This window comes from Saccharibacillus sacchari (assembly GCF_037722395.1).
Taxonomy (GTDB): Bacteria; Bacillota; Bacilli; order Paenibacillales; family Paenibacillaceae; genus Saccharibacillus; species Saccharibacillus sacchari_A.
The window spans coordinates 201,508-224,516 of sequence record NZ_JBBKAR010000033.1 but is presented as its reverse complement, the minus strand read 5'-3'; the positions used below and the strand labels follow the sequence as shown (position 1 = coordinate 224,516).

Annotated in this window: 17 protein-coding genes; 1 reads left to right on the top strand and 16 read right to left on the bottom strand. The window is 54.3% G+C overall.

Annotated features, from left to right (window positions below):
- Positions 1 to 28 precede the first annotated feature (28 nt).
- From addA to prmA, 9 genes are all read right to left on the bottom strand, one after another.
- Entirely contained in the window at positions 29 to 4,021 is a 3,993-nt protein-coding gene (addA, locus tag WKI47_RS09900) for a helicase-exonuclease AddAB subunit AddA (protein WP_340226975.1), read from the bottom strand.
- Positions 4,022 to 7,579, bottom strand: a complete 3,558-nt coding sequence (gene addB, locus WKI47_RS09895) for a helicase-exonuclease AddAB subunit AddB (protein ID WP_340226974.1) — start codon at positions 7,577 to 7,579, stop codon at positions 4,022 to 4,024.
- A 111-nt stretch (positions 7,580 to 7,690) separates the two neighbouring features.
- Positions 7,691 to 8,074 (bottom strand): hypothetical protein, encoded by a 384-nt coding sequence (locus tag WKI47_RS09890; RefSeq protein ID WP_340226973.1) that lies wholly within the window; start codon positions 8,072 to 8,074, stop codon positions 7,691 to 7,693.
- 216 nt (positions 8,075 to 8,290) lie between these two features.
- On the bottom strand, positions 8,291 to 9,640 hold the full coding sequence (locus WKI47_RS09885) for a class I SAM-dependent rRNA methyltransferase (protein ID WP_340226972.1): 1,350 nt from the start codon (positions 9,638 to 9,640) through the stop codon (positions 8,291 to 8,293).
- Between the two features lie 42 nt (positions 9,641 to 9,682).
- The gene (locus tag WKI47_RS09880) at positions 9,683 to 10,114 is read right to left on the bottom strand and encodes an NUDIX hydrolase (RefSeq protein WP_340226971.1); all 432 of its coding nucleotides are present in this window, start codon (positions 10,112 to 10,114) and stop codon (positions 9,683 to 9,685) included.
- A 111-nt stretch (positions 10,115 to 10,225) separates the two neighbouring features.
- A complete protein-coding gene (mtaB, locus tag WKI47_RS09875) occupies positions 10,226 to 11,569 on the bottom strand; it encodes a tRNA (N(6)-L-threonylcarbamoyladenosine(37)-C(2))-methylthiotransferase MtaB (protein ID WP_340226970.1) in 1,344 nt (447 codons plus the stop codon).
- Complete coding sequence (locus tag WKI47_RS09870; protein ID WP_340226969.1) at positions 11,569 to 12,333, bottom strand: RsmE family RNA methyltransferase; 765 nt, start codon at positions 12,331 to 12,333, stop codon at positions 11,569 to 11,571. Before WKI47_RS09870 ends, mtaB begins: the two co-directional genes overlap by 1 nt.
- Before the next feature lie 137 nt (positions 12,334 to 12,470).
- Positions 12,471 to 13,139 carry a site-2 protease family protein gene (locus tag WKI47_RS09865; protein ID WP_340226968.1) on the bottom strand — a complete coding sequence of 223 codons (669 nt, stop codon included), beginning with the start codon at positions 13,137 to 13,139 and terminating at the stop codon, positions 12,471 to 12,473.
- Positions 13,140 to 14,117 carry a 50S ribosomal protein L11 methyltransferase gene (gene prmA, locus WKI47_RS09860; protein ID WP_340227501.1) on the bottom strand — a complete coding sequence of 326 codons (978 nt, stop codon included), beginning with the start codon at positions 14,115 to 14,117 and terminating at the stop codon, positions 13,140 to 13,142.
- 102 nt (positions 14,118 to 14,219) lie between these two features.
- Between prmA and WKI47_RS09855 the strand changes: the two genes are divergently transcribed.
- The gene (locus WKI47_RS09855) at positions 14,220 to 14,720 is read left to right on the top strand and encodes a PH domain-containing protein (protein ID WP_340226967.1); all 501 of its coding nucleotides are present in this window, start codon (positions 14,220 to 14,222) and stop codon (positions 14,718 to 14,720) included.
- An 83-nt stretch (positions 14,721 to 14,803) separates the two neighbouring features.
- Here the strand turns inward: WKI47_RS09855 and WKI47_RS09850 are convergent, their stop codons facing one another.
- The 7 genes from WKI47_RS09850 to hrcA all read right to left on the bottom strand — a co-directional run bounded on the left by WKI47_RS09850 (position 14,804) and on the right by hrcA (position 23,001).
- Positions 14,804 to 16,315 (bottom strand): DHA2 family efflux MFS transporter permease subunit, encoded by a 1,512-nt coding sequence (locus WKI47_RS09850; RefSeq protein WP_340226966.1) that lies wholly within the window; start codon positions 16,313 to 16,315, stop codon positions 14,804 to 14,806.
- Entirely contained in the window at positions 16,308 to 16,766 is a 459-nt protein-coding gene (locus tag WKI47_RS09845) for a MarR family winged helix-turn-helix transcriptional regulator (protein WP_340226965.1), read from the bottom strand. Before WKI47_RS09845 ends, WKI47_RS09850 begins: the two co-directional genes overlap by 8 nt.
- 842 nt (positions 16,767 to 17,608) lie before the next feature.
- Positions 17,609 to 17,785 (bottom strand): hypothetical protein, encoded by a 177-nt coding sequence (locus WKI47_RS09840; RefSeq protein WP_340226964.1) that lies wholly within the window; start codon positions 17,783 to 17,785, stop codon positions 17,609 to 17,611.
- 189 nt (positions 17,786 to 17,974) lie between these two features.
- Positions 17,975 to 19,096 (bottom strand): molecular chaperone DnaJ, encoded by a 1,122-nt coding sequence (dnaJ, locus tag WKI47_RS09835; RefSeq protein WP_340226963.1) that lies wholly within the window; start codon positions 19,094 to 19,096, stop codon positions 17,975 to 17,977.
- Positions 19,097 to 19,300: 204 nt separating this feature from the next.
- A complete protein-coding gene (gene dnaK, locus WKI47_RS09830) occupies positions 19,301 to 21,145 on the bottom strand; it encodes a molecular chaperone DnaK (RefSeq protein WP_340226962.1) in 1,845 nt (614 codons plus the stop codon).
- Between the two features lie 171 nt (positions 21,146 to 21,316).
- Positions 21,317 to 21,901, bottom strand: a complete 585-nt coding sequence (gene grpE, locus WKI47_RS09825; protein ID WP_340226961.1) for a nucleotide exchange factor GrpE — start codon at positions 21,899 to 21,901, stop codon at positions 21,317 to 21,319.
- A gap of 71 nt (positions 21,902 to 21,972) precedes the next feature.
- On the bottom strand, positions 21,973 to 23,001 hold the full coding sequence (hrcA, locus tag WKI47_RS09820; RefSeq protein WP_172247126.1) for a heat-inducible transcriptional repressor HrcA: 1,029 nt from the start codon (positions 22,999 to 23,001) through the stop codon (positions 21,973 to 21,975).
- Positions 23,002 to 23,009: the final 8 nt, after the last annotated feature.

Sequence of the window (23,009 nt, the reverse complement as noted above, 5' to 3'; positions counted from 1 at the left end):
GCCCCTTCCTCTTTATCCTTCTCTGTCTTTACAATCTTACGCCTTGCCCGGCATCGAAAAAGTACAGCCACTTTTCCGCAACCGGCTCGCCCAGCATCTCTTCGACAGCCTGTGCATAAAAATCGAGCTGGAAACGATAATGCACGGACAGCTCTTCGATTCCCCGATCCGCGTGGAGCCGATCCGTTTTGTAATCAAGCAAAATCAGCTTCCCGTTCTCGCGGAACAGGACATCCACAACCCCCTGCACAAGCACGCGTTCACCAGGCAAACGTTCCAAACGGACGCGGCGGTCCAGTCCCGAAGCTGTTTTTTCGATATCGGTCGGCCAAGCTCCCGAAGCGCCGCTTCGCACAGGAAGTACCAGCGCCCCGAGTTCGTCGTCCGTTCCGATCCCCGTGCTGAACGGAAGCTCTCTGCGCAGCCACTCTGCCGAAGCGGCTCGTTGGCCAATATCGCTGCGGATAAAAGCTGCGATATCGGCCGGATTGACGGTATCCGCTTCGACTTGAAGCAGAATGCTTTTGCCGACAAGCGCCGCCAGCGTCTCCGAAGCTTCGTCCTCGCCTGTATCCGCCTGGATCGGCAGATGCTGCATCACAGTATGGTAAGCCGTACCGCGTTCCGCTCCGGTCAAGCGGCTGCGTTCCATAAATCTCGGACGTCGAAGCTGAAGCGTTGGCGAATCTCCGGCATTCCCCACTGACTCTTCCGATCGTTCTTCGGTCAGGCCCGATACCTTTCTTGCAGCTTCCAGAGCATCCGCTGCCGGATATTCTTCCCCTGCAAAACGCGACTTGATTTCCGTGACCGACGTCTTGGCTGCGGCTCCGCCAGCTTCTGCATAAGGGTATGCCCAATCGAACACATCCCGGAAATTTCCGCGCAACCCTTCAATCGGCTCCCCGCTCATGATTGCTTTCAGTTGTTGGATACGCTCGGCATAAAGTTCTTCTCCGGCTGAGCGTTCGGCAGCAGATTCCGCATCGCCGCTGCGTACCGAGAACACCCATCCATGGTCCGAAGCCGGCGCGGTAGCGGACAAAGCCGGATCCGCCAGTCCACGCAGCTCTTCGGCTCCCGTTTCAAAAATCAGCGACGGGCCGACCCAATCCAGATACGAGCGTGCTTTGGCCAACGTATAATCGGCGATCCCTTCCGCGTTGCCAGCAGACTGCATCCAGGCTGCGATCCGCTTAGGCACATCTTTGACCGAAGCGGTCAAAATCATCTTATCCCGAGGCCGGGTCAACGCCACGTAGAGCACGCGCATCTCTTCAGCCAACAATTCCATATGTGCCCGTCTGCGAATCGCCAGCGCGGGCAGCGTCGGATAGCTAACGCGACTGGCCTCGTCCACGAATCGGGGACCGAAACCCAGTTCTTTGTGCGTCATGAACGGTGCGTTCAGATCCTGCATATTAAAGTTTTTGGAAAGACCCGCGACAAAAACGACCGGGAACTCCAGTCCTTTGCTTTTGTGGATAGTCATGATCCGTACCGAATCCTGTCCCGCTTCCGACGGAGCTTCGGCCAGATCGCCGCCGTTTTCTTTCAAACGCTCCACAAATCGCAGGAAACGGAACAATCCCTGCGCCGACGTCGACTTTTCGAACTGCGCCGCCCGATTATACAGAGCCAGCAAATTCGACCGGCGCTGCACGCCGCCCGGAAGTCCCGCCACCCAATCGGCATATCCCGTCTCCCGGTACAGCGTCCAGATCAGTTCGCTAAGCTCGCCGCCGCGCGCCAAGTCGCGCCAGCGTTCCAAGGAATCCATGAACCCTTTTAGTGTACGTTTTAAAGGATCAGCAACAGCCTCGTCGCTTGGCGGTTCCGATGTACTTGGACTTAACCGTTCATCCGCACGTTCCGAATCGGTTACACCCGAACTTTCACCGGCGGCGAGTCCGCCCTCGGCCGCCGCGGATACCGCTTCGTAAAACGAAGCCCGTGGTCCGCATAACCGCACCTGTGCCAATTGATCTTCGGTCAAGCCTACGATCGGAGAACGCAGTACCGAAGCAAGCGGAATATCCTGCTGCGGATTGTCGATGATGCTCAGCAAAGACATGATCACTTCGACTTCGGTGGCTTCGAAATACCCGCGTGCCGCATCGCCGATCGCCGGAATACCGGCCAATCTCAATTCTTCGATCATCATCGGCGCCCATGTGCTTACCGAACGCAGCAAAATCACGATATCGCCGTATTCGACCGCACGAAGTCCTCCTGCGTTTTTGTCATAGATCGAGAGCGCTTCGCTGCCTGGCGCCGATCCGATCAATTCGTGAATCCGGGCCGCGATCGCCCGCGCTTCAAGCCTTGCCGTCTCGATCTCGGCCGCTTCGGCGGCAAGACCGGTCTCTGCGGCCTCGTTTTCTTCCGATCCGCTTCCTCGCTCGACCAACATCAGTTCCGGCGCATACTCGTTATGCTCCGCATCCAGATAGGATTGCGCGCCATAAGCCAGTTCCGCGCGTTCATCGTAAGCAATTTCGGCGACTCTTTCGTTCATGATCCCCCGGAAAATACCGTTGACCGCTTCGACCACTTCTTTTCGACTCCGGAAATTCCGGGCCAGATCGACGCGAAGCCCGCCTTCCGAGAAGTCTTCGCCGTATGCACGGTACTTATGCAGAAACAGTCCCGGCTCCGCCAAGCGGAACCGATAAATGCTTTGCTTCACGTCGCCGACCATAAAGCGGTTGCCGGTTCCTTCTCTCGCGATCAGCGACACGATCTTTTCCTGCACAGAATTCGTATCTTGATATTCGTCGAGCAGCACCTCATCGAAGCGCTCCCGGTATTCCAAAGCCGCTGCCGAAGGCACGGGACGACCCGGGCTCGAAGAAGGATCGCGCAGAATACGAAGGCAGTAATGCTCCAAGTCGGAAAAATCCACCATCCCCCGGACTTTTTTCGCTTTTGCATAACGCTCTCCGAATTCAATCGTCAGCTCGGCAAGCTCTTCCATCAAAGGAGCGGATTCATTCAATTCGGCCAAAAAAGTTTCGGGCGAACGCCCGAAATAAAACTCGCGGATATCCGTCAGATCATCCTTAGCGGCATCGCGCAGCGCTTTGGCCTGCTCTTTGATTTGCGGGTCGCATTGATCTTTGCGAACCGCGCTCAGCTTACCGAAAACCATGCTCTCGAAATGGACATACAGCCTCTCCCACGGTTCCCGCTCTGCCGCAGCTTGCAGACGCCGAACCATATCGAGGTCGTTTTGCAGCGTATCGAGATAAGGAGCAGGCCCGTCTGGCGATGCCGCCAGATCGTACGCACGCAGCAGCAGATTTTCCGTACCGGCCAGCGCCAGACGCGCATCGGCCATCAGACTGCGAGTCCAATCGGTATTGCCGAGCGATTGCACGTCGTCCACGCGGAAAGCCGCTGCCGATTCCCTGAGCCAATGCTCCGGCCACGGATGGCTTCGCGCAAAGTCGTACAATCGCTGCACAAGAGCAAACGCAGGGTCGTCGGAACGTTCGCCGCCGAACCAGTCGATCAACCGCCGAAACATTCTTCCGTCTTCTTCGAGCGCGTAGTTTTCCTCGAACAGCTCTTCCAAAATCTCCTGGCGCATGATCTCGCTCTCATGCTCGTTCGCGATACGAAAAGCAGGATCAAGCGGAATAAGCGTATAATGGCGGCGAATGACCTCCAGGCAAAAAGAGTGCAGCGTCGTGATCGAAGCTTGCCCAAGCAGAGACAATTGGCGGCGTACATGTTCGTTTTGCGGATCGACAGACAGTTCTTTGTTCAGCGCATCGCGTATCCGTTGCCGCATTTCCGATGCCGCGGCCTTCGTGAACGTCGCGATCAGCATCCGGTCTACGCCGGTGCCTTGATCGGGATCGGTCACTTTGCGGATAATCCGCTCGACCAGCACCGCCGTTTTGCCCGATCCTGCCGCGGCTGCCACCAGCATATCGCCACCGGAGACCGCTATCGCTTTCCACTGGTCATCGCTCCATTGGCTGCCCGCCGGCTTTTCGGCATATGACATTCCCATTTATTGTTTCTCCTCCCTAAGACCTTCCTCGTCCGTTTCGTCGAACATCTGCCAGATCCGATCTTTGCCCGGCTTGCCCAGATGGTTGTAACCGGCATGATCCAGACTTTCGTCAAACTGGCAAACGGAATGGTACGGACAGAAATCGCAAGCCGTCTCTTGTTGGATACGATACGGACGAGCCTCGGATTCGCCTTCCGTGATCCGTTTGCCGATGCCCGCGATGTTACGGCGCACGCCTTTGAGCAAAGACTCCCACTGCTGCGGATCGGCGACGGCGGAGCTGCTATAGAAGCTGCCGTCTTTTTTCACCGCGACCGGAATCACCGGCGATTGGCCGCTGGCGAGCGTTCGGTCCATTTTGGCCACCACATCCGTATCGGCCAGCACCAGACCTTTCATTTTAAAACGCTTGAGCATTTCCTGAGCCGCCGCATCCCGTGCCAATCCGTTTTGCGAAGACAACAGCGGATTTTGCACATGGAAATACAAGGTTCCCGCCGGAAGCGCGGGTGCGCCGATCCACTGCTCCGCATGCGTCAAAATCACATCCAGATACGTGAGCATTTGCAGCGACAGACCGTAGTAGACTTCATGCAGCTTCAAGTCTTTGGAACTGGATTTGTAGTCGATGACCCGCAGCAGCAAGCCTTCGTCGCCTTCGGCAACGTCGACGCGGTCGATCCGGCCGATGATTTCCATCGTACAGCCGTTGTCCAGCTCGAAAGTAAGCGCCGGAATGTCTTTGCCCGGGCCGAAGTCGACTTCGATGCCAAGAGGTTCGAAATCGCCCCGCCGCGCATGTTCGCCCAAAATGACCGAAGCACGGCCGACGATATCCATCAGTTTGCGCGAAATATAGCCGTACCGGCTTGTGCTGAACAGAATCTCGCCTTGCAATCTCGGTGCGATCTTGTCCACTGACGCGCGCGCTTCCGCCAAACATTCTTCGGTCGATAGCGATCCCCAGCTCCGGTTTTCCAGCTTCAACCGCATCGCGATATCGCTGAGTGCCGCATGGAACAACTGCCCGATATCCGGCGCGTTCAGCTTGTATAGTTGGCGTTCTTTGAGCTTTAAGCCATGTGAAGCAAAATGCGAAAACGCGCAAGCCGTGAACTTTTCCATGCGCGAGACGCTGGAACGCAGATTGCGACCGTACAAACGCACGCTGGTGTCCTTGGTCAACCGGTCCGAATCATTGGCGTATACCAGCGAAGCCAGTCGGCTGTTCAACAGCTTTTGCCGCCGCGGATCGCTTTGATAAGCGTCCAGTACCTCCCACCAGACCGGATGGATCTCCGCGCCCGTTTTCCATAACCGAAGCTGGGCCAGCAAATGCGGCAGCGTCGGTTCGGGCCGCGTGACGAACCGTTCGTAATCGGCCCGTTCCATCCCGATCGCAGGCAGTCCCTGTTCTCGGCGCTCGCGCATAAACGGGAACGCGGCGCGCAGATCCAGCACGATCTCCGACGGCAGCAAAGGCTTGTCCTCGTCGTCGCTTAGGGCATAGCTCAACCAAAGTTTATGCGTAGCGCTCGTCAATGTATGGTAAACCAGCAGCTTTTCGTCCAGCATCCGGCGTTCCGATCCCGGCGACAATTCCAGGCCGCCTTCGGCCAGACGGATACGTTCCGGCTCGCTGAGGAGTCCGCTTTGTACGGGAGCGAGCGGCACGACGCCATCGTTCAAGCCCAGTACGAACGCATAACGAAGACCTAAAGGCCGCGTGCGATCCATATCGCCCAGCAGCACCCGGTCAAGCGCAGGCGGCACCAATCCCAGCGTCAAGCCGGCAATCCCCGTTTCCAGCATACCCGCAAACTCGTCAACGGTGACCTTCTCGTCGTCGATCAACTCCGCGATCTGATCCAACAAATCCAGCAACGCTCCCCAAATTTGGCGATTCACGTCGGCTGCCTGCGGATCGCCGGCTTCGGAAGCTTCGCGCGCCAATCGATCGAGCCGCTGCGGAACTTCGGCCGCTTCCAGCATCCGATAAACACTCTCGCACATCGCTCTTGCCGTCTCCGCCTGCTTCAAGTCGTGTTCGAAATCCGATAACGGAGCCACGATCCGATCCCGGCAAGCTTCCAAACGCGCCATTCTGGCTTCCGCTTCCTCCGCAGCCTCCTGCGCGACCGGACGGCCTTCGTCATCCAGCGAAAGCTTCGGCGCTTCGCGCCAAGGGCGGCCGTCTGTCCATCTCGTTCCGCGAATGCCGGAAGCGAGCACGAAGTTCTCCAATCGGTCCAGCTCGCTCCGCGTGATGCTGTCGTCCTCCGGCAGCATCAAATCCGTTTTCACGCAGCGGAACACGTCTTCGTACTGCCAACGGCGAAGCACGACATCGAGCGCGGCGCGCACGAATTCGGATAACGGATGATGCAGCACCCCTTTTCGGCGGTCCGTAAATACGGGAATCCCGTAATCTTCGAGCACCGGTGCCAGCACGGATTCGTAATCGTCCAGACTGCGCACGAATACGGCCATGTCGCGGTAGCGGGCGCCCTTTTCCCGAGCCAACCGCAGCATCTCCCGCGCTACGGCGTCCGCTTCGGCCCGACGGTTATCCGCTACATGCAGGGTAATCCCCGGCTCGCCTTCGTCGTTAAGCAGCACCTTTCCGTTCAACCCGTCGCGAGCCGAGCTTCGGTCTCCGCGCAGTTCGGCTTCAAGTCTTGCCAGCATTGGACTGGAGACAAATCTCGGCAACTCATTCCCTTTCTCGAAAACAACCTCGCATCCGTGATCCAGCGCCTCGGTCAACTTGCGCAGCTTGCGGTAGGTGGTCCCGGTCTGGTGAAACAGATCCAGATCACCGGGCTGTTCTCCTCCGTCATAAGGGCGATCCAAGGTCAACGAGCAGACAACCGAGTCCGCCATGCCGAGCAGCGCGCCTATGACTTCATACTCTCGCGGCGTAAAGCTGTCGAAGCCGTCGATCCATATGCGTGCTCCTTTTACAAGCGAAGAATCTTTCAATTGGCTGGCCAATCGAATCAAGGTATCTTCGGAATCGACATACAGCTCGGACAACTTATTTTCAAAATCCTGATAAATCGGCAGCGCGTCTTCCAGCTTTTCTTGCAGAAGCGGCGAATGTCCGATCGAGACCAGGTCTTGCATATGTTCTTCCAAAAGAACGGAATCGATCTTGTAACGCTTGAGTTCCGTGTACAAATCATTCAGTTTGGCGATAAAGCCGGGCTGCTCGCTGGAAGCGCCGAACAGACGGAGATCGCTCCGCCGTTCGCGCAGAAGGCGGTATAGCAGCATCCGTTTTCCTTCGTCTCCGATCGCCGTCAGCGCCGAGCCTCCCGTTTCCTGCATGACGCGGTAAGCCAGCCGGTGAAAGCTGACGACCTGCGCACGCAGGCTTCCGCTTTGTTCTTGTCCGGCAAACAACGCATACTCAGTCTGAAAAGTCGATTGTTCCGGCACGATCAGCAGCATAGGCGGGCCCAGCGGGTCGGCTTTCATTTGGGTACGTATTTCATCCAATATCCGGCTGGTCTTGCCGCTACCGGAACGTCCGAGTCTAATGTGTAACGTCATCGGCCGATGGCCTCCTTATTTTGCAAACTTTAGCGGTTGCTTATACTATCTAGTATACCTGAATCGGGCATGTAAAAAAACCATAAAAGGAACATATGTTCTTGAATCTTTTTAATGGTTACGACCGGTCAGTCTACGCCAAATTCGACGAGGAATATTCAAAGCCCACATAAATCCAACCAAGATCGGCGAGACGCCGCCCATAATCGCCGCGCCAAGCCATGCTGCGTCGCTATTTTTGCCAAGTATGTACCCGACCCAAGCTCCCAGCCCCGTCAGTATGCCGCAGAAAAGGATAATGAGGCTCCAGAACCCTACCGTAGACGCAAAGTCGCGCAAAATCTCCCCCGGCAGTGCCCGTGCTTCGCGGCGCAGATCTTCTCGGTTCCGAATCATTCCGTCTTGTCGTTCGAACGATTCGGCGCTTCGACTACTGCCGGGTCCCTTCGAACGACGTTGTTTGTCCGTATTCCGACCGTTTGTTTCCTTGTTCACAACGATTCCTCCCTGACCTCTAAAATACTGGATCATCGCGGTTTACCCATTGAACGCAGACCTCATCTCGACTACAGTCAATGTACTCATCCTGTCTCTTATAGCGTACGACGAGTAGCGCTTGATTTCAAAGTCCTGCAACTCTAAAAAAAGCTTGCCTCCCGCCCAAAAGCGAAAAGCAAGCTATAATCGGTTCTTTATAAACGTTGCAAAAAATTAACGGCTGCGCACTTCGAACACGGCGAACTTCAAATAATGCCCTTCGTCCACGCCCGAGATTTGCGGATGGTCTTTGCCTGCCGCGCGCCATTCGATCAAGCGCAGCGTTTTGCCCGCGTCGCGCGCCGCTTCCTGAATCGTTTCCAGGAACAGATCCGGACGCATATGATACGAACAACTGGCTGTCACCAAATAACCGCCTTCGCTGACCAGCTTCATCCCATGCAGGTTGATGTCTTTGTAGCCGCGAACCGCGCCTTTGACCGCCGAACGCGTTTTGGCGAACGCCGGCGGATCGAGAATCACGACGTCCCAACTGCGGCCGCCGCCTGCCGGCATCGGTACGGATGTGTCGACTTTGGACAAGCCTTCCGCGCGGCGTTTGCGTTCTTCCAGCCCTTTCACGTTCTCGCGCAGGTAATCGAAAGCGTCGGCGACCACGAACTCGACGCGATCGTCGAAGCCGTTTAGGCTGACATTCTCGCGCGCGCTTTCGATCGCATGTGCCGAGATATCGAGACAAGTGACTTTTTTCGCGCCATACTCGCAAGCATGCAGTGTGAAGCTGCCTGTATGCGAGAAACATTCCAATACCGTCGCGCCGTCCCAATGCGGAAATTCGACGACTTTGCCGTTTTTATTGACCGGACGCTGTTCGCCTTCCACGTCTTGGAGCGCGATGCCGCTGCGTTCGCCCCAGCCGGTCATCAATGGACGGATCGAAGCGCGGTTTTCCCGTTGGTCGAAGAAATAACCCGTTTTTTGTCCTTGCTCAATATCGACTTTGATCAGCAGGTCGTTTTCTTTGACGGTCACATGACGCGGGCATTCGCCGTACAGAACGCCTGTCGTCTCTTCGAGACCTTCAAGATTTCTTACCGAAACGTCGCTGCGCTCGTAAATGCCGACCGGGCGCATGACTTCGACCAGGGCGTTGACGATCTCGGCACGGCGGCGATCCATGCCAAGCGTCAGGATTTGCACGACCAATACATCATCGAAGCGATCCACGATCAAGCCCGGCAAAAAGTCGGCTTCCCCGTAAACGAGCCGATAAGCTGTGCCGACGACAAAGCGATCGCGGTGGCGCAAACAATCCCGGAAACGCGAAACGAAAAACGCTTCGTCCATCTGTTCGACCTTGCCGTGCGACAACAAACGAACGGTAATTTGCGAATTTTCGTTATAGTAGCCTGTACCGAGCGGCTTGCCGCGATGATCGGTCACTTCGACTACATCGCCGGGTGCCGGATTTCCTTCCGTGCTTGCGATCTCGCTTTTATAAATCCACGGATGGCCTTCTTCAAGACGCTTTTTCCGGTTTTTGTCCAATATGACTTTTGCCAAATTGCTTCCTCCTCAAATTGCCGCTGCGCTTGCCGCTGTCTGTTACAGCTTCAGCCCCAGCATTTCCATCGCCGATCTCAGGATCGGATGGTTGTTTTCATAGCCTGACTTCTTATGCAGGATCAAGGCTTCCTCGGGCGAAAACCATTCGACGCCCCGGATTTCTTCCTGCTGGGCGCGTAATTCGCCTCCGAGCGCTTCGACCAAATAATAACGGACTTCTTTGTCGACCAGCCCGTATTTTTCGTTCTCGTATTGGTAGCGAATAATATCCACGAGTTGGATGATGCGGCCTTCGATGCCCGTCTCTTCGCGGATTTCGCGCAATGCCGCCTCGCGCGGCGTCTCGCCCGGCTCACGCTTGCCTTTGGCTAACGACACCTTACCGTATCGATCTTGAATCAGTTGGATTTGCAGGCGTCCGCCTTCTGTGCGATAGACGACACCGCCCGCCGATATTTCCGTTCTGCTCACCGTCTTCTCTCCTTATCCGTGCTTTGCCTTTTCGCAAGCAAAGGGACTTCGCAACCTCCGGCGAAGTCCCTTCTGCCTCCCACGTTCCCTCTGTCGGCCGAAAGGCCGAATTTAGGATACCGACGGCGTGCGCACTTCATCCAGAACACGCAGCAGTTGACCCCGACATTCATTCGCGCCCGCTTCCGTGATCTTGACGCGGCACAATTGCCCTTGAAGCTCTTGCGAGCCTTCGAACACGATCGTCAGATAGTTGTCGCTGTGCCCGCCTACGAAACCTTGCGGATACGTCCCTTTTTCGTTTTTTTCCGGGATCACGTCCACGACTTCGCCAATGAACTTTTGCGCATACGCAAGCTGCATCTTTTCGGACAGTTCGATCAGCTCGTGCACGCGCGCGTTTTTGATTTCTTCGTCCACCTGATCGTCCATCCGTGCGGCAGGCGTGCCTGTACGTTGCGAATAAGGGAACACGTGCATTTCGGAAAAGCCGATTTGTTGCATGAAATCATAGCCGTTTTGGTACATTTCGTCCGTTTCGCCAGGGAATCCGACAATCACATCGGTCGTGATCGCTACGTCCGGCATCGCTTCGCGAATGCGTGCGATTTTCTCGGCAAATTCAGCAGTGGTGTACTTGCGGCGCATTCTTTTCAATACCGAATCGTCGCCTGCTTGCAGCGGAATATGGAAATGGCGGCACATCTTCGTGGAACGCTTCAGCACTTCCAGCATTTTGTCGTCGATTTGGCTGGCTTCGATCGAACTGATCCGGATACGCTCCAACCCTTCGACTTTGTCCAGCTCCGCCATCAGGTCCGACAGACGGTAGTTATCCATATCGTCGCCGTAGCCGCCCGTATGAATGCCGGTCAATACGATCTCCTTATAGCCGGCTGCCACCAGTTGGCGCGCTTGTGCCAGCACGCTTTGCGGCTCGCGGCTACGGGACAGTCCGCGCGACCACGGAATGATGCAGAAGGTGCAGAAGTTGTTGCAGCCTTCCTGGATTTTCAGGAACGCGCGCGTATGGCCGTTGAAACTCGGCACATCGAGTTCTTCGAACGTGCGCGTCTTCATGATATTGCGTACCGCATTGATCGGCTCGCGTTTGGCTTTGATCTCATCGACGAGCGGCAGAATCTTCTCGCGGTCCTGTGTGCCGATTACCAGATCAACGCCCGGAATCTCCAAAATCTCGGCCGCGGACGTCTGCGCGTAGCAGCCCGTCACCGCGACGATGGCATTCGGATTGCGACGAACGGCGCGGCGAATGATCTGACGGCTTTTTTTATCGCCCGTATTCGTGACCGTACAGGTGTTAATCAGATAAACGTCCGCTGTCTGATCGAACTCCACCTGCTCGTATCCGTCTTTTTTGAACAGCTGCCAGATGGCTTCCGTATCGTAGAAATTGACTTTGCAACCCAGCGTATAAAAAGCAACTGATGGCATTATAAACTTCCTCCCATTTCTCCGGACTCGTACAGAATGCAGGACAGCGCGGTCATGCCCGCCGTCTCCGCTCTCAGGATGCGTTTGCCGAGTCCCGTAATTTTGGCGCCGGCAGCTTCCGCTTCATCGGCTTCGCGTTCGGCGAAACCGCCTTCGGGGCCGACGACCAGCAGCACGTTCGCTTCGCTTTCCCGGCGACTTTCGGCGAACGGACGAACGGCGTCGCGCAATTGCAACCCGTTTTCTTTTTCGTAGCAAAACAGTACCAGATCGTAATCGCCGAAAGTCTTCAGCAATTGCTTGTACGTAAGCGGCTGCTTCACTTCGGGAATACGGCTGCGGTGACTTTGCTCGGCGGCTTCCTTCGCGATCTTGCTCCAGCGCTGAAGACGTTTTTCTTCCTTCTTCGCGTCATACTGGACCACCGTCCGCTCGGACAGGAAAGGCACGAACGCGTTCGCGCCGATCTCGGTACATTTTTGAATGACCGTCTCCAGCTTGTCGCCTTTAGGCAAGCTCTGGGCGATACTTACCCGGAAACGGGCTTCGTTCTTTTCGGCGATCTCTTCCAGTACGGCCGCGACGACCTCGCCCTGCTCGACGATCTCAAGCTCGGCAAGCACTACGCGCAAGATACCGTCGCACACAATAATCTTGTCTCCGGCGCGACCGCGCATGACACGGCTGATATGACGCGCATCCTCGCCGAGAATGCGGACTTTTTCATTTTCGAATTGCTCTTTTTCCACAAAATATCTCTGCATCGCTCATCCACTTCTCTTCCGTTTTTGACCAAATTCCATCATACACAATTTGGCCTGCCCTGACCAGTGGACAACGCGAAAAACCGGCATTTCCCGAAGGAAAAGCCGGTCATGGCTATCTTTTTCGAAGCGCACGGTTAGCCGAATATCGACGCGCCCCAACCGAGGAACAACTGCATGATATCTCCGATCCATACGTACATGCGTCCGATCGTATTTTCACGCAGCGGAGGAATAAATACGATCAGCAGGAAAATGAAGATGGAATACGGCTCGATCTGTTGCAGTTTGCGCCGAATCCGCAGCGGAGCGATATCCTCAATGATCCGGTAACCGTCAAGCGGCGGCAGCGGAATCAGGTTGAACAGGAACAATAGGATGTTCATCTGGATCAGGTAATTGAAAAAGAGCAACAAGGCTTCCGTCACACGGGAAGTATCCGCGTTAGCGAAAAACCCGTTCATATTCAACGCCTGGAAAATCATGGCCCCGACGAACGCGATCAACAGATTGCTTAGCGGCCCGACCGCCGAGACGATGATCCCCATCAACCTCGGTTTGCTGAAATTCTCGCGGGTGACCGGAACCGGACGCGCCCAGCCGAATCCCGCGATCAAAATCAGGATCATGCCGAGAAAATCGACATGCCGCGCCGGATTCAGCGTAACGCGTCCAAGCAGTTGCGCCGTGGGATCTCCAAATTTATAAGCCGCGTACGCGTGCGCAAACTCGTGCACGGTGAACGCGATAATCAATACGATCAGAACAAACGGCAGGACGTCCCAAGAAAAGGCCAAAAAGTCCATTTAGACCACCTTTTCCGCGATAAATGCCAGCCATTCCTCCTCGCGGTGCACATCCCGAATCGTCAGGCCTGCCGCAAGCAATCCTTCACGGACCGCGTCTTCTTTATCTTTGTAAATGCCCGATGCCAGATACAAGCCGCCCGGACGCAAAGCTTCGAACACGTCGTTCGTGAACAGCAGAATGATCTCGGCCAAAATGTTCGCCACGACGATCTGCACCGGAAGTTCTACGCCGATATCGGACGATGCGCCGTGACCTTCGGGACGCAGCACGGAGAGCAGATCGCTTTCTTTGACCGTGATCTCGTTCGACAACCCGTTCAGCGCTACGTTTTCTTGCGCGCTTTTGACGGCTACCGGATCGAGGTCAAGCGCCAGCGCCCGTTTCGCGCCCAGCTTGATGGCCCCGATCGACAAAATCCCCGAGCCTGTGCCGACGTCGATCACATCTTCTCCGCCTTTGACGATGCTTTCCAGCGCGCGCAGGCACAAAGCCGTCGTGGGGTGCGTTCCAGTGCCGAAAGCCATGCCCGGGTCCAGCTCGATAATGCGTTCGCCTTCGGACGCTTCGTATTCTTCCCATACCGGTTTGATCGTAAGCGTATCGGATACTTTTAACGGCTTGTAATAAGCTTTCCACGCCGTGGCCCATTCCTCCTCGTCGACCAACCGCGTCTCGTACGTCGGACTTCCCGTGTCGATATTGAATGTTTCCAGCTCGGCGGTACGGCTTTTGACTTCTTCCAGCACGTCTTCGATCTTTACGTCATCGGAAAAGTAACCTTTGATCTCCGCGCGTCCTTCCGGAATATCGTTCAGCGGCTCGTCGAACCATTCGCCGTACGGACGCTCCCGCTTTTTGTTCAAGTTCCCCGATTCTTCGATCGAAACCCCGCCCGCTCCCGCTTCGTGCAGGAAATTCGAGATGGCTTCCACCGCTTCCTCTGTCGTATGTATGGTCAATTCGTGCCACAACATCATCTATCGCTCCTCAATGTTTAACTTTTTCGCTCGTTTCATTGTACTATAGAGTGAGAAGCAGCACAAAACCCCAACTTTTCGTGAAAAGAGGATGAGTGTATGATCTATTGTACGAATTGCGGCGCGTCAAACGCGGACGATGCCAACTTCTGCGGAAAATGCGGCAAGCCCCTGCAAGGAGAATCACGTTCCGATGCCTCGGCGCGACCTCCTGCGCGAGCGGAACAGCCGGATGTGCGGACAGAAAAAACGTTGTGGGAAGGCCGTCCTTCCGACCTCGGCGACCAGATCAAAACCGGACTGCTGATGAACAATATCCGCTACAAAATCACGAGTCAGCGCCTGATCGTAACTACGGGATTGGTCGGCAAAAAATCGGAAGAAGTGGAACTCGTCCGGATCAAAGATATCGCGATGGAAAAAACGGTCATGGACCGCATGATGGGCGTCGGCACGATCATCGTCTATTCCAGCGATCCGACCACTCCCGAAGTTCGCCTGGAAGACGTGAAAGAAGTGGAAAAGGTCAAAGACTTGCTGCGCGACGCGGTAAGGGCGGAAAAAGAGCTGTATGGCACGCGGTATCGGGAAGACCTGTAAATGTAAAAAGACGTATAGAAAAAGCCCGCTCTCCAGAGATAGGAGAACGGGCTTTTGTTGCGTTTTAAAGGTATCGCAAAAGATTAAGCGTTGGCGTTTTCCGAAGCGGTTGTCTGCACCTTGTGCGGTACCGCTTTTTTGTTGTCCACGGCCACGCGCTTGATAAAGAAAGCCAGAACGAACGCGGCTGCGGTCATCCACGTTGCGACGACGAACGAATGGTTAATGCCTTCCACCATCGCCTGCATCGTAACGGTTTGCATTTGAGCGGCGTTTTGCGGATCGATGCCCATGCTGACGACCAGCTGTTTGCCGACTTCGGCCGCTTTGTTCGACATGATCGATACCAGCAGCGCCGTACCGAGAGCACCGGCAATGGTACGAAGCGTGTTGGACATCGCCGTGCCGTGCGCATTCAGACGGGCCGGCAATTGGTTGAGGCCCGCTGTTTGGATCGGCATCATCATCAGCGACATGCCGAACATGCGGATGGTGTAAACGGCGATCAGATGACCGTATGTCGTATCGACGGTCAATTGGCTGAATTCGTAGGTCGTTACCGTCATGATCGCAAGACCCGCGACAGCCAGCCAACGCGCACCGATTTTATCGAAGATGTAACCGGTAATCGGCGACATGATGCCCATCAGGATCGCGCCCGGCAGCAGCATCAGACCGGATTCGACCGGCGTAAAGCCGCGAACGTTTTGCAAATACAGCGGAAGCAGAATCATGCCGGAGAACAAAGCCATCGTCGCGATGACGTTGATGATCGTAGTCAGCGTAAACACGTCGTATTTGAATACGCGCATTTCCAAAATCGGTTTGTCGCTTCTCAGCTGGCGAATCACGAACCACAGCAGAGCGACGGCGCCGATTGCGAGCGTCCAAACGACTTCGCTTGCGCCCCAGCCTTCCGAACCCGCTTGGCTGAAGCCGTACAGGATGCCGCCGAAACCGATCGTGGACAACACCACGGCAAACATATCGAGTTTCGGGCGGGACGTCTCGGTCACGTTACGCATAAACAGAATGCCCAAAATGACGGACAAAATGCCGAACGGCAGAATCAGATAAAACAGGTAATGCCAATCGTAATGCTCGACCATCCAACCGGACAGCGTAGGACCGATCGCCGGAGCGAAGATCATGGCCACGCCGACGAGACCCATGGCGGAACCTCTTTTTTCGATCGGGAAAATGGTCAGAATCGTGAAGGTCATCAGCGGCATCAGGATACCTGCGCCCGCGGCTTGTACCATACGACCAGCCAACAGCACGCCGAACGTATCGCTGAACGCGCACAGCAACGTACCTACGGTGAACAAACTCATTGCGGTAATAAACAGGTTTCTCGACGTGAAGCGGGCCATCAGATAAGCCGTCACGGGAACCATAACGCCGTTGACGAGCATGAAGCCCGTACTCAGCCATTGAATGACGGTCGTCTCGACGTTAAGGTCTTTGGCCATCGTCGGCAAAGCTACGTTGAGCAGCGTCTGGTTCAGCAGGGCTACGAAAGCACCGATCAACAGGGCGACGAGAATCGGACCCTTTTTCAGGGTTTGAATGTCTTGCACGGCAGTTTTACTCATGGTGGTTTTCATCTCTCACTTTTTCTAGTTTTTTAATGATTTTTCGGTGCGCTTGAAGCATGACTTGAAGTTCCTCGGGGTCCAGATCGTTAAGACCGGATAGATATTGACGATAAGCGGAGTCTGCACCTTGAAGTACCTGCTCCCCTTTTTCCGACAGTTTCAAAACAAGCACGCGCCGATTGTTGGCCGGACGTTCGCGAATGACCAATTCTGCTTTTACCAGTCGATCGATCACGCCGCTGACCGTGCTGCTGCCCAGCCTCATATGCTCCGCCAGGTCGCCCAGCCCGATCTCCGGACGATCGCGAAGCGCCTTCAGCGTCATCAATTGAATTCCGGTTACGCCGAAACGGCACGACATATCCGACATCAATTGAAAAAAAAGCTGCTTCACTTCCCGAAACGAATCGACGATCTCATGCAGTTCAATCTCAGTATTCGTGTTCAAAGATATCGCTGTCCTTTCTGTTGCCTAAAACTGTGCTATAAGCTTGTCAACACCAAACGTAATTCTCTGATTAAGAATTGAAAAGTTACTACAACAAACGTTCTTTTGCGAAATGTTCGCTTGTAAACATTTCGTATACGAATGATTATACTACAAATTTTTATAGTGTCAACATATACATATAAAAAGCGCAGGGTTTTCTGGTCTTCGCTCGGGCTTGTTTTCCTCTCGGGCCCCTGTAACGGGCCGCGAGTAGAAGGAAAGCCAAAAGTCGCTCAGCCCAGAAAACCCTGCGCCGGGCCGGGGAAGCAGGCAGCCGCTTCGCTCAGGCTGCCGGTGCGGGTAAGGCATCGAAGCTCCCTGCCTCCGGCAGCTTCGATCGGGCAGCGGTTTTGCCGACTGCAAGGGCGAAAGGCAGCGACTATCGTATTTTATATTTAATCTGAATACAAAGTTTCAATCAGTCTATTTAAAGAATTCAAAAAAATCATTAAAGCATACACAAAAAAACAGCTTCGATTGAAGAAGCTGTCAGGATCAAATGAAATTAGTCTTGCATCCAAAAAAGAAATAAGTGCGAAAAGGCAATTATTTGTTCAAAAGAAAGATGGAATCGAAAATTAAGTGCGCGAGTGCAACTATTCTAAGCGTATTAAACAAAACCGTGTCCGAAAAGGCGATTTAATTGCATCTGAGCACTTATTTCGTCAAAAACCGAAAAAATGAACCGAATAATTGCAGATAAGCACTTAATTCGAAAAAACAATAAAACGCGCCGCTAAACGTTCGACGCTCAGACTTTATGGACTCCGATAAAACTTACGATCAATCTTTGCCACTCGTTACAATGCGGAGCTGACCAAATAGAAAAAGCCGCAAAGCAAAAAGATCAATGCAGCAAAGAAAAAGCTGGCCCAAGTTCTGGGATATTGTTCGGAAGAAGGATTGAGGGCTTTGATCAAAAAGTTGATGAATCCATAGCCGATCGAGGAAACAAGCACAAGAATCGCAATGATCATTCGAGTCGCTCCTTTGGTTGAGAAGTATCGGGAAATTCGCTTGTATGCTTGATGAACGTGCGGCAAAACCAAACAAAAAGACCTTCGGTTTTCTAACCGAAGGTCTTGAACACGCCGTGAATGCGGCGATCGCACTCAAAAACCAAAAAGGCTTTTCCCGTATTAAAATCGTTTGGCTCCGGTCGTCGATCAGTCGCCGCGGAAAGCGCGTTTCATCCGATCGAAGAAAGATTGTTCCTGTTCATGCGTTTGTTCGCCGCTAAGGCCGGAGAATTGGCGCAGCAGGTCCTTCTGCTCGTCGGTCAACTTGCTCGGGGTGATGATCACGACTTTCACGTGCTGGTCGCCTTGTCCGGTGCCGCGCAGACGCGGAACGCCTTTGCCTCTTAGACGGAAATAGGTTCCCGTTTGGGTACCGGCCGGGATCTTCAGTTTGACTTTTTCGGTCAGCGTCGGGATCTCGATCTCGTCGCCGAGAGCGGCTTGAGCGAAAGTCAAAGGCACTTCGCAATAGATATCGTCGCCTTCGCGATCGAAGAATTCGTCTGCTTTGACGCGGATGACGATATACAGGTCGCCCGCCGGGCCACCGCGCAGGCCGCCGTCGCCTTCGCCAGTCATACGCAGTTGAGCGCCGTCGTCCACACCCGCCGGAATGCGGATATGCACTTTACGCTGCTTTTTCACATGGCCGCTGCCGCTGCATGTCGAACATTTTTCTTTGATGATTTTGCCGTTGCCGCCGCAGTTCGAGCAGGCTCTGCGGTTGACCATACGACCGAAAGGCGTGTTTTGCACGACTTCTTCCTGGCCGCTGCCGTGGCAGACGGTACATACTTCAGGTTGCGTGCCTGGTTTGGCACCGCTACCGTTACAGGTATCGCAGCTTTCGGTGCGTGGAATGGTGATGTCGATCTCTTTTCCGAAGACCGCTTCTTTGAATTCCAGCGTCATCGTATACTGCAAATCGTTGCCGCGCTGCGGCGCGTTCGGGTTGCGGCTTCTTCCGCCGCCTCCGCCGCCGAAGAACATATCGAAGATATCGCTGAATCCGCCTCCGCCGAAATCGCCGCCACCAAATCCTTGGTTCGGGTCTTGGTGACCGTATTGGTCGTACTGAGCCCGTTTTTGTCCGTCACTCAGTACGTCGTAGGCTTCTTTCACTTCTTTGAACTTTGCTTCGGCATCGTCCGCCTTGTTGACGTCCGGGTGATACTGACGCGCCAGCTTGCGGTAAGACGCCTTGATCTCCTGATCGCTCGCGCCCTTTTCAATGCCGAGCACCTCGTAGTAATCGCGCTTTTCCGCCATCGCTGTACTCCAACTCCTTTATGCTCGTAATCTGTTCTTCTATCGCATATAGCAGAAAGTCAAATACCCGCTTTCCGCCCGTGAACCTGACAAAAGGGAAGCCTGGTCCGGGATGACCCGGCCTGACCTCCCCCAGCCGGCCCGTCCGCCGATCGGCGGGGTCGGGCTCTTGTTCGGTTAACCAAAAACGACTACTTCAAAATATTAGTCTTTTTTGTCTTCGTCTACAACTTCGTAGTCGGCATCGACGACGTTATCGCGGTTTTGCGAAGAAGCTCCGGCTTCCGGTTCGCCGCCTGCTTGCGCGCCTTCTGCGTTAGCTTGCTCATAGAGCTTCACGGACAACTGCTGAACGATCTCGGTCAGTTCTTCCGTTGCTGCTTTGATTTCGTCTACATTTTCGCCTTCCAGCGATTTTTGGACTTTTTCTTTTGCGGCATTCGCTTTTTCGATCTCGGAAGCGTCGACTTTGTCGCCCAGGTCTTTGATCGTTTTGTCGGCTTGGTAAATGAGTTGGTCGGCGTTGTTTTTCGTTTCGACCAATTCTTTGCGCTTTTTGTCTTCTTCGGCGTGCAGCTCGGCGTCTTTCATCATTTGCTCGACTTCGGCGTCGCTCAGGCCGCTCGAAGAAGTGATGGTGATTTTTTGGCTTTTGTTTGTGCCTTTATCGGTTGCCGATACGTTGACGATACCGTTGGCGTCGATATCGAACGTAACTTCGATTTGCGGTACGCCGCGCGGCGCCAAAGGAATATCGCCCAGCGTGAAGCGACCCAGCGTTTTGTTGCCGGCAGCCATTTCGCGCTCGCCTTGCAGCACGTGGATTTCTACGCTTGGTTGGTTATCCGCATAAGTCGAGTAGACTTGCGATTTGCTTGTCGGGATCGTTGTGTTGCGGTCGATCATCTTCGTGAAGACGCCGCCGGCCGTTTCGATACCCAGGGACAAAGGCGTTACGTCCAGCAGGACAACGTCTTTGACTTCGCCTGTCAGTACGCCTGCTTGAACGGCGGCACCGAGGGCTACCACTTCGTCCGGGTTAACGCCTTTATGCGGCTCTTTGCCCGTCAGCTTTTTGATCGCTTCTTGAACGGCAGGAATACGTGTCGAACCGCCGACGAGAACGATCTTGTCGATTTCGCTCGACGACAGACCGGAGTCTTTGATCGCTTGACGCGTCGGAGCCAATGTACGCTCAACCAGCGAAGCGGAGATTTCTTCGAACTTCGCACGGGTCAGGTTCAACTCCAAATGCTGGGGAACGCCGTCAACCATCGTGATAAACGGAAGCGAGATCGTTGTCGTCATCACGCCAGACAGTTCTTTTTTCGCTTTTTCGGCTGCGTCTTTCAAACGTTGCACGGCCGCTTTGTCTTTGCTCAGGTCGATGCCTTGTTCTTTTTTGAATTCGGCTACCAGGTAGTCGATGATGACTTGGTCAAAGTCGTCGCCGCCCAGGTGGTTGTCGCCGCTTGTTGCTTTAACTTCGAAGAAGCCGTCGCCCAGTTCAAGGATCGAGACGTCGAACGTGCCGCCGCCCAGGTCATACACGAGGATCGTTTGGTCTTCGGATTTTTCCAGACCGTAAGCCAGTGCCGCAGCCGTAGGCTCGTTGACGATACGCAGCACTTCGAGACCCGCGATTTTACCTGCGTCTTTCGTTGCTTGGCGTTGAGCATCGTTGAAGTAAGCCGGAACCGTGATAACCGCTTGCGTTACCGTTTGGCCCAGGTAAGCTTCGGCGTCGGATTTCAGCTTTTGCAGGATCATGGCCGAAATTTCTTGCGATGTATAGTCTTTGCCTTCGATCGTTTCTTTATGGTTCGTGCCCATATGGCGTTTGATCGAAGCGATCGTGCGGTCAGGGTTCGTGATGGCTTGGCGTTTTGCCGTTTCGCCGACGATGCGCTCGCCGTCTTTTTTGAAGCCTACGACCGAAGGGGTCGTGCGTGCGCCTTCCGGGTTAGGGATAACGACGGCTTCGCCGCCTTCCATAACAGCCACGCAAGAGTTTGTTGTTCCCAAGTCAATACCAATTACTCTACTCACAGTAAATATCCTCCTCAGTTAAGTACGGTTGATTTTAAAATGAAATTTTCTTTGCTCGCGCTGTGTCCGACATGCAGACCCTACGCTCTATCATAACGGTTTGGCGCGCATTTTCAAACTTGTCTCGGTCGCCGGGAATATTCCCGGAAAAGACGCTTTTGAAAACACGGTTTAACCGCTGACTTTCACCATTGCGGGACGAAGCACTTTGTCTTTTAACATATAACCTTTTTGCAGCTCTTCGACTACGATACCTTCTTCATGCTCGTCGCTCTCCACCTGCATAACGGCTTGGTGGAACTCCGGGTTAAAGGCTTCGCCGACCGTATTCATTGCCGTCAGACCTTCGGCCTGAAGCACGCTTTCGAATTGACGGTGAATCATTTGCACGCCTTTCACAAACGATTCGGCGCCTTCGCCTTCCGGCAGAGTATCCAGCGCGCGGCCGAAGTTGTCGATGACCGGAACGAGTTCGGTGATCAGCTTCGATGAAGCATATTTGCCGAGCTCTTCCTTTTCCCGAATCGTACGCTTGCGGAAATTATCAAAATCGGCCTGCGAACGCGCGAGACGCTGAGCATAATCGTCTACCTGCGCCGTTAACGCCTCGATTTTGGCTTGCAGTTGCTCTGCGCTCTCTTCCGTGACAACACCATTGGTTTCTTCGGCTGTCTCTTCCGACGTGTGTGCATCCTGCTCGTTTTCTACGATTTCGACTTCTTCGTTTTCCGAATATTGCGTTTGTTCTTTACTCAAGATGCGTTCACCTCCTTGTGTCGATCAAAACTTATCCTAACGCAGTGGTTCATATACGCTTACGCCTACGGTCACGGCCCATAGCGACCGGTCAATGCCCGGCTCATGGCGCGTGACAACAGATCGAGTGTTCCTATGACTTTGGCATACTCCATCCGGGTCGGACCCAGAATGCCTATCGTACCAAAAGACTCGCCATCCAGCGAATACGTCGCCGTAATAAGGCTACAATTGACGAAAGCCTGATGGATATTTTCGCTGCCGATCCGCACATGAATTCCTTTTTGCTCGGAGTTGAGCAGGCGCGTCAGTGTCGGCGTCTCTTCCAACAGATCAAGCACCGTTTTCAACTTGCCGATATCTCGGAACTCCGGCTGAATCAGCATATTGGTCGTTCCGCTGAGGAACACCTTCTGGTCTTTGCCCGAAACGAGCGAATCATCAAGCAGCTTCATCAACTGTTCGTAATGCTCGGCATGACGCTGAATCTCTTGCCCGATCTCGGAATAAATCCGCGCTTTTAGCATGTGCATCGGCACACCCGACAGTTTCGCGTTCAGCAGGTTTGCCGTCCGCTCCATATCGGAAGCCGAGACGCCCGGAGGAATCGACACCGTCTTATTTTCTACCTCGCCCGTACTGGTCACGATAATCGCAACCGCCGTGGTCTCGTTCAGCGGAAGAAGTTGAAAATGCTTGAGCGAAGTATTAAACATCTCCGGTCCCAGCAAAATCGACGTGTAATTGGTCATCGAAGCCAATATCGTTCCGGCGTGCTGTACGACCTCTTCCACAGCATTCAGCTTTTCGGCAGCCAGTTGCTTGAATAACTTCAAGTCTTCTGCCTTGAGCGGCTTCAAAGGGGCCATATGATCGACGTAATACCGGTATCCTTTATTGGAAGGAATCCGTCCCGCCGACGTATGGGGCTGTTCCAGAAAGCCAAGCTCCTCCAGGTCCGCCATCTCGTTACGAATGGTGGCCGGACTGAACGCTACGTCGCCCCGCTTGGAGATACTTCGGGACCCGACCGGTTCGGCCGAACGAATATAGTCATCGACAATAGCATTTAAGATCATACTCTGACGTTCGCTTAACACGAGATCCC

Bases quoted from the DNA above. Each gene is read 5' to 3' on its own strand.
- addA (WP_340226975.1), bottom strand. From the start codon at position 4,021: ATGGGAATGTCATATGCCGAAAAGCCGGCGGGCAGCCAATGGAGCGAT.
- addB (WP_340226974.1), bottom strand. From the start codon at position 7,579: ATGACGTTACACATTAGACTCGGACGTTCCGGTAGCGGCAAGACCAGC.
- WKI47_RS09855 (WP_340226967.1), top strand. From the start codon at position 14,220: ATGATCTATTGTACGAATTGCGGCGCGTCAAACGCGGACGATGCCAAC.
- mtaB (WP_340226970.1), bottom strand. From the start codon at position 11,569: ATGCCATCAGTTGCTTTTTATACGCTGGGTTGCAAAGTCAATTTCTAC.
- WKI47_RS09850 (WP_340226966.1), bottom strand. From the start codon at position 16,315: ATGAGTAAAACTGCCGTGCAAGACATTCAAACCCTGAAAAAGGGTCCG.
- dnaJ (WP_340226963.1), bottom strand. From the start codon at position 19,096: ATGGCGGAAAAGCGCGATTACTACGAGGTGCTCGGCATTGAAAAGGGC.
- WKI47_RS09840 (WP_340226964.1), bottom strand. From the start codon at position 17,785: ATGATCATTGCGATTCTTGTGCTTGTTTCCTCGATCGGCTATGGATTC.
- WKI47_RS09865 (WP_340226968.1), bottom strand. From the start codon at position 13,139: ATGGACTTTTTGGCCTTTTCTTGGGACGTCCTGCCGTTTGTTCTGATC.
- prmA (WP_340227501.1), bottom strand. From the start codon at position 14,117: ATGTTGTGGCACGAATTGACCATACATACGACAGAGGAAGCGGTGGAA.
- WKI47_RS09870 (WP_340226969.1), bottom strand. From the start codon at position 12,333: ATGCAGAGATATTTTGTGGAAAAAGAGCAATTCGAAAATGAAAAAGTC.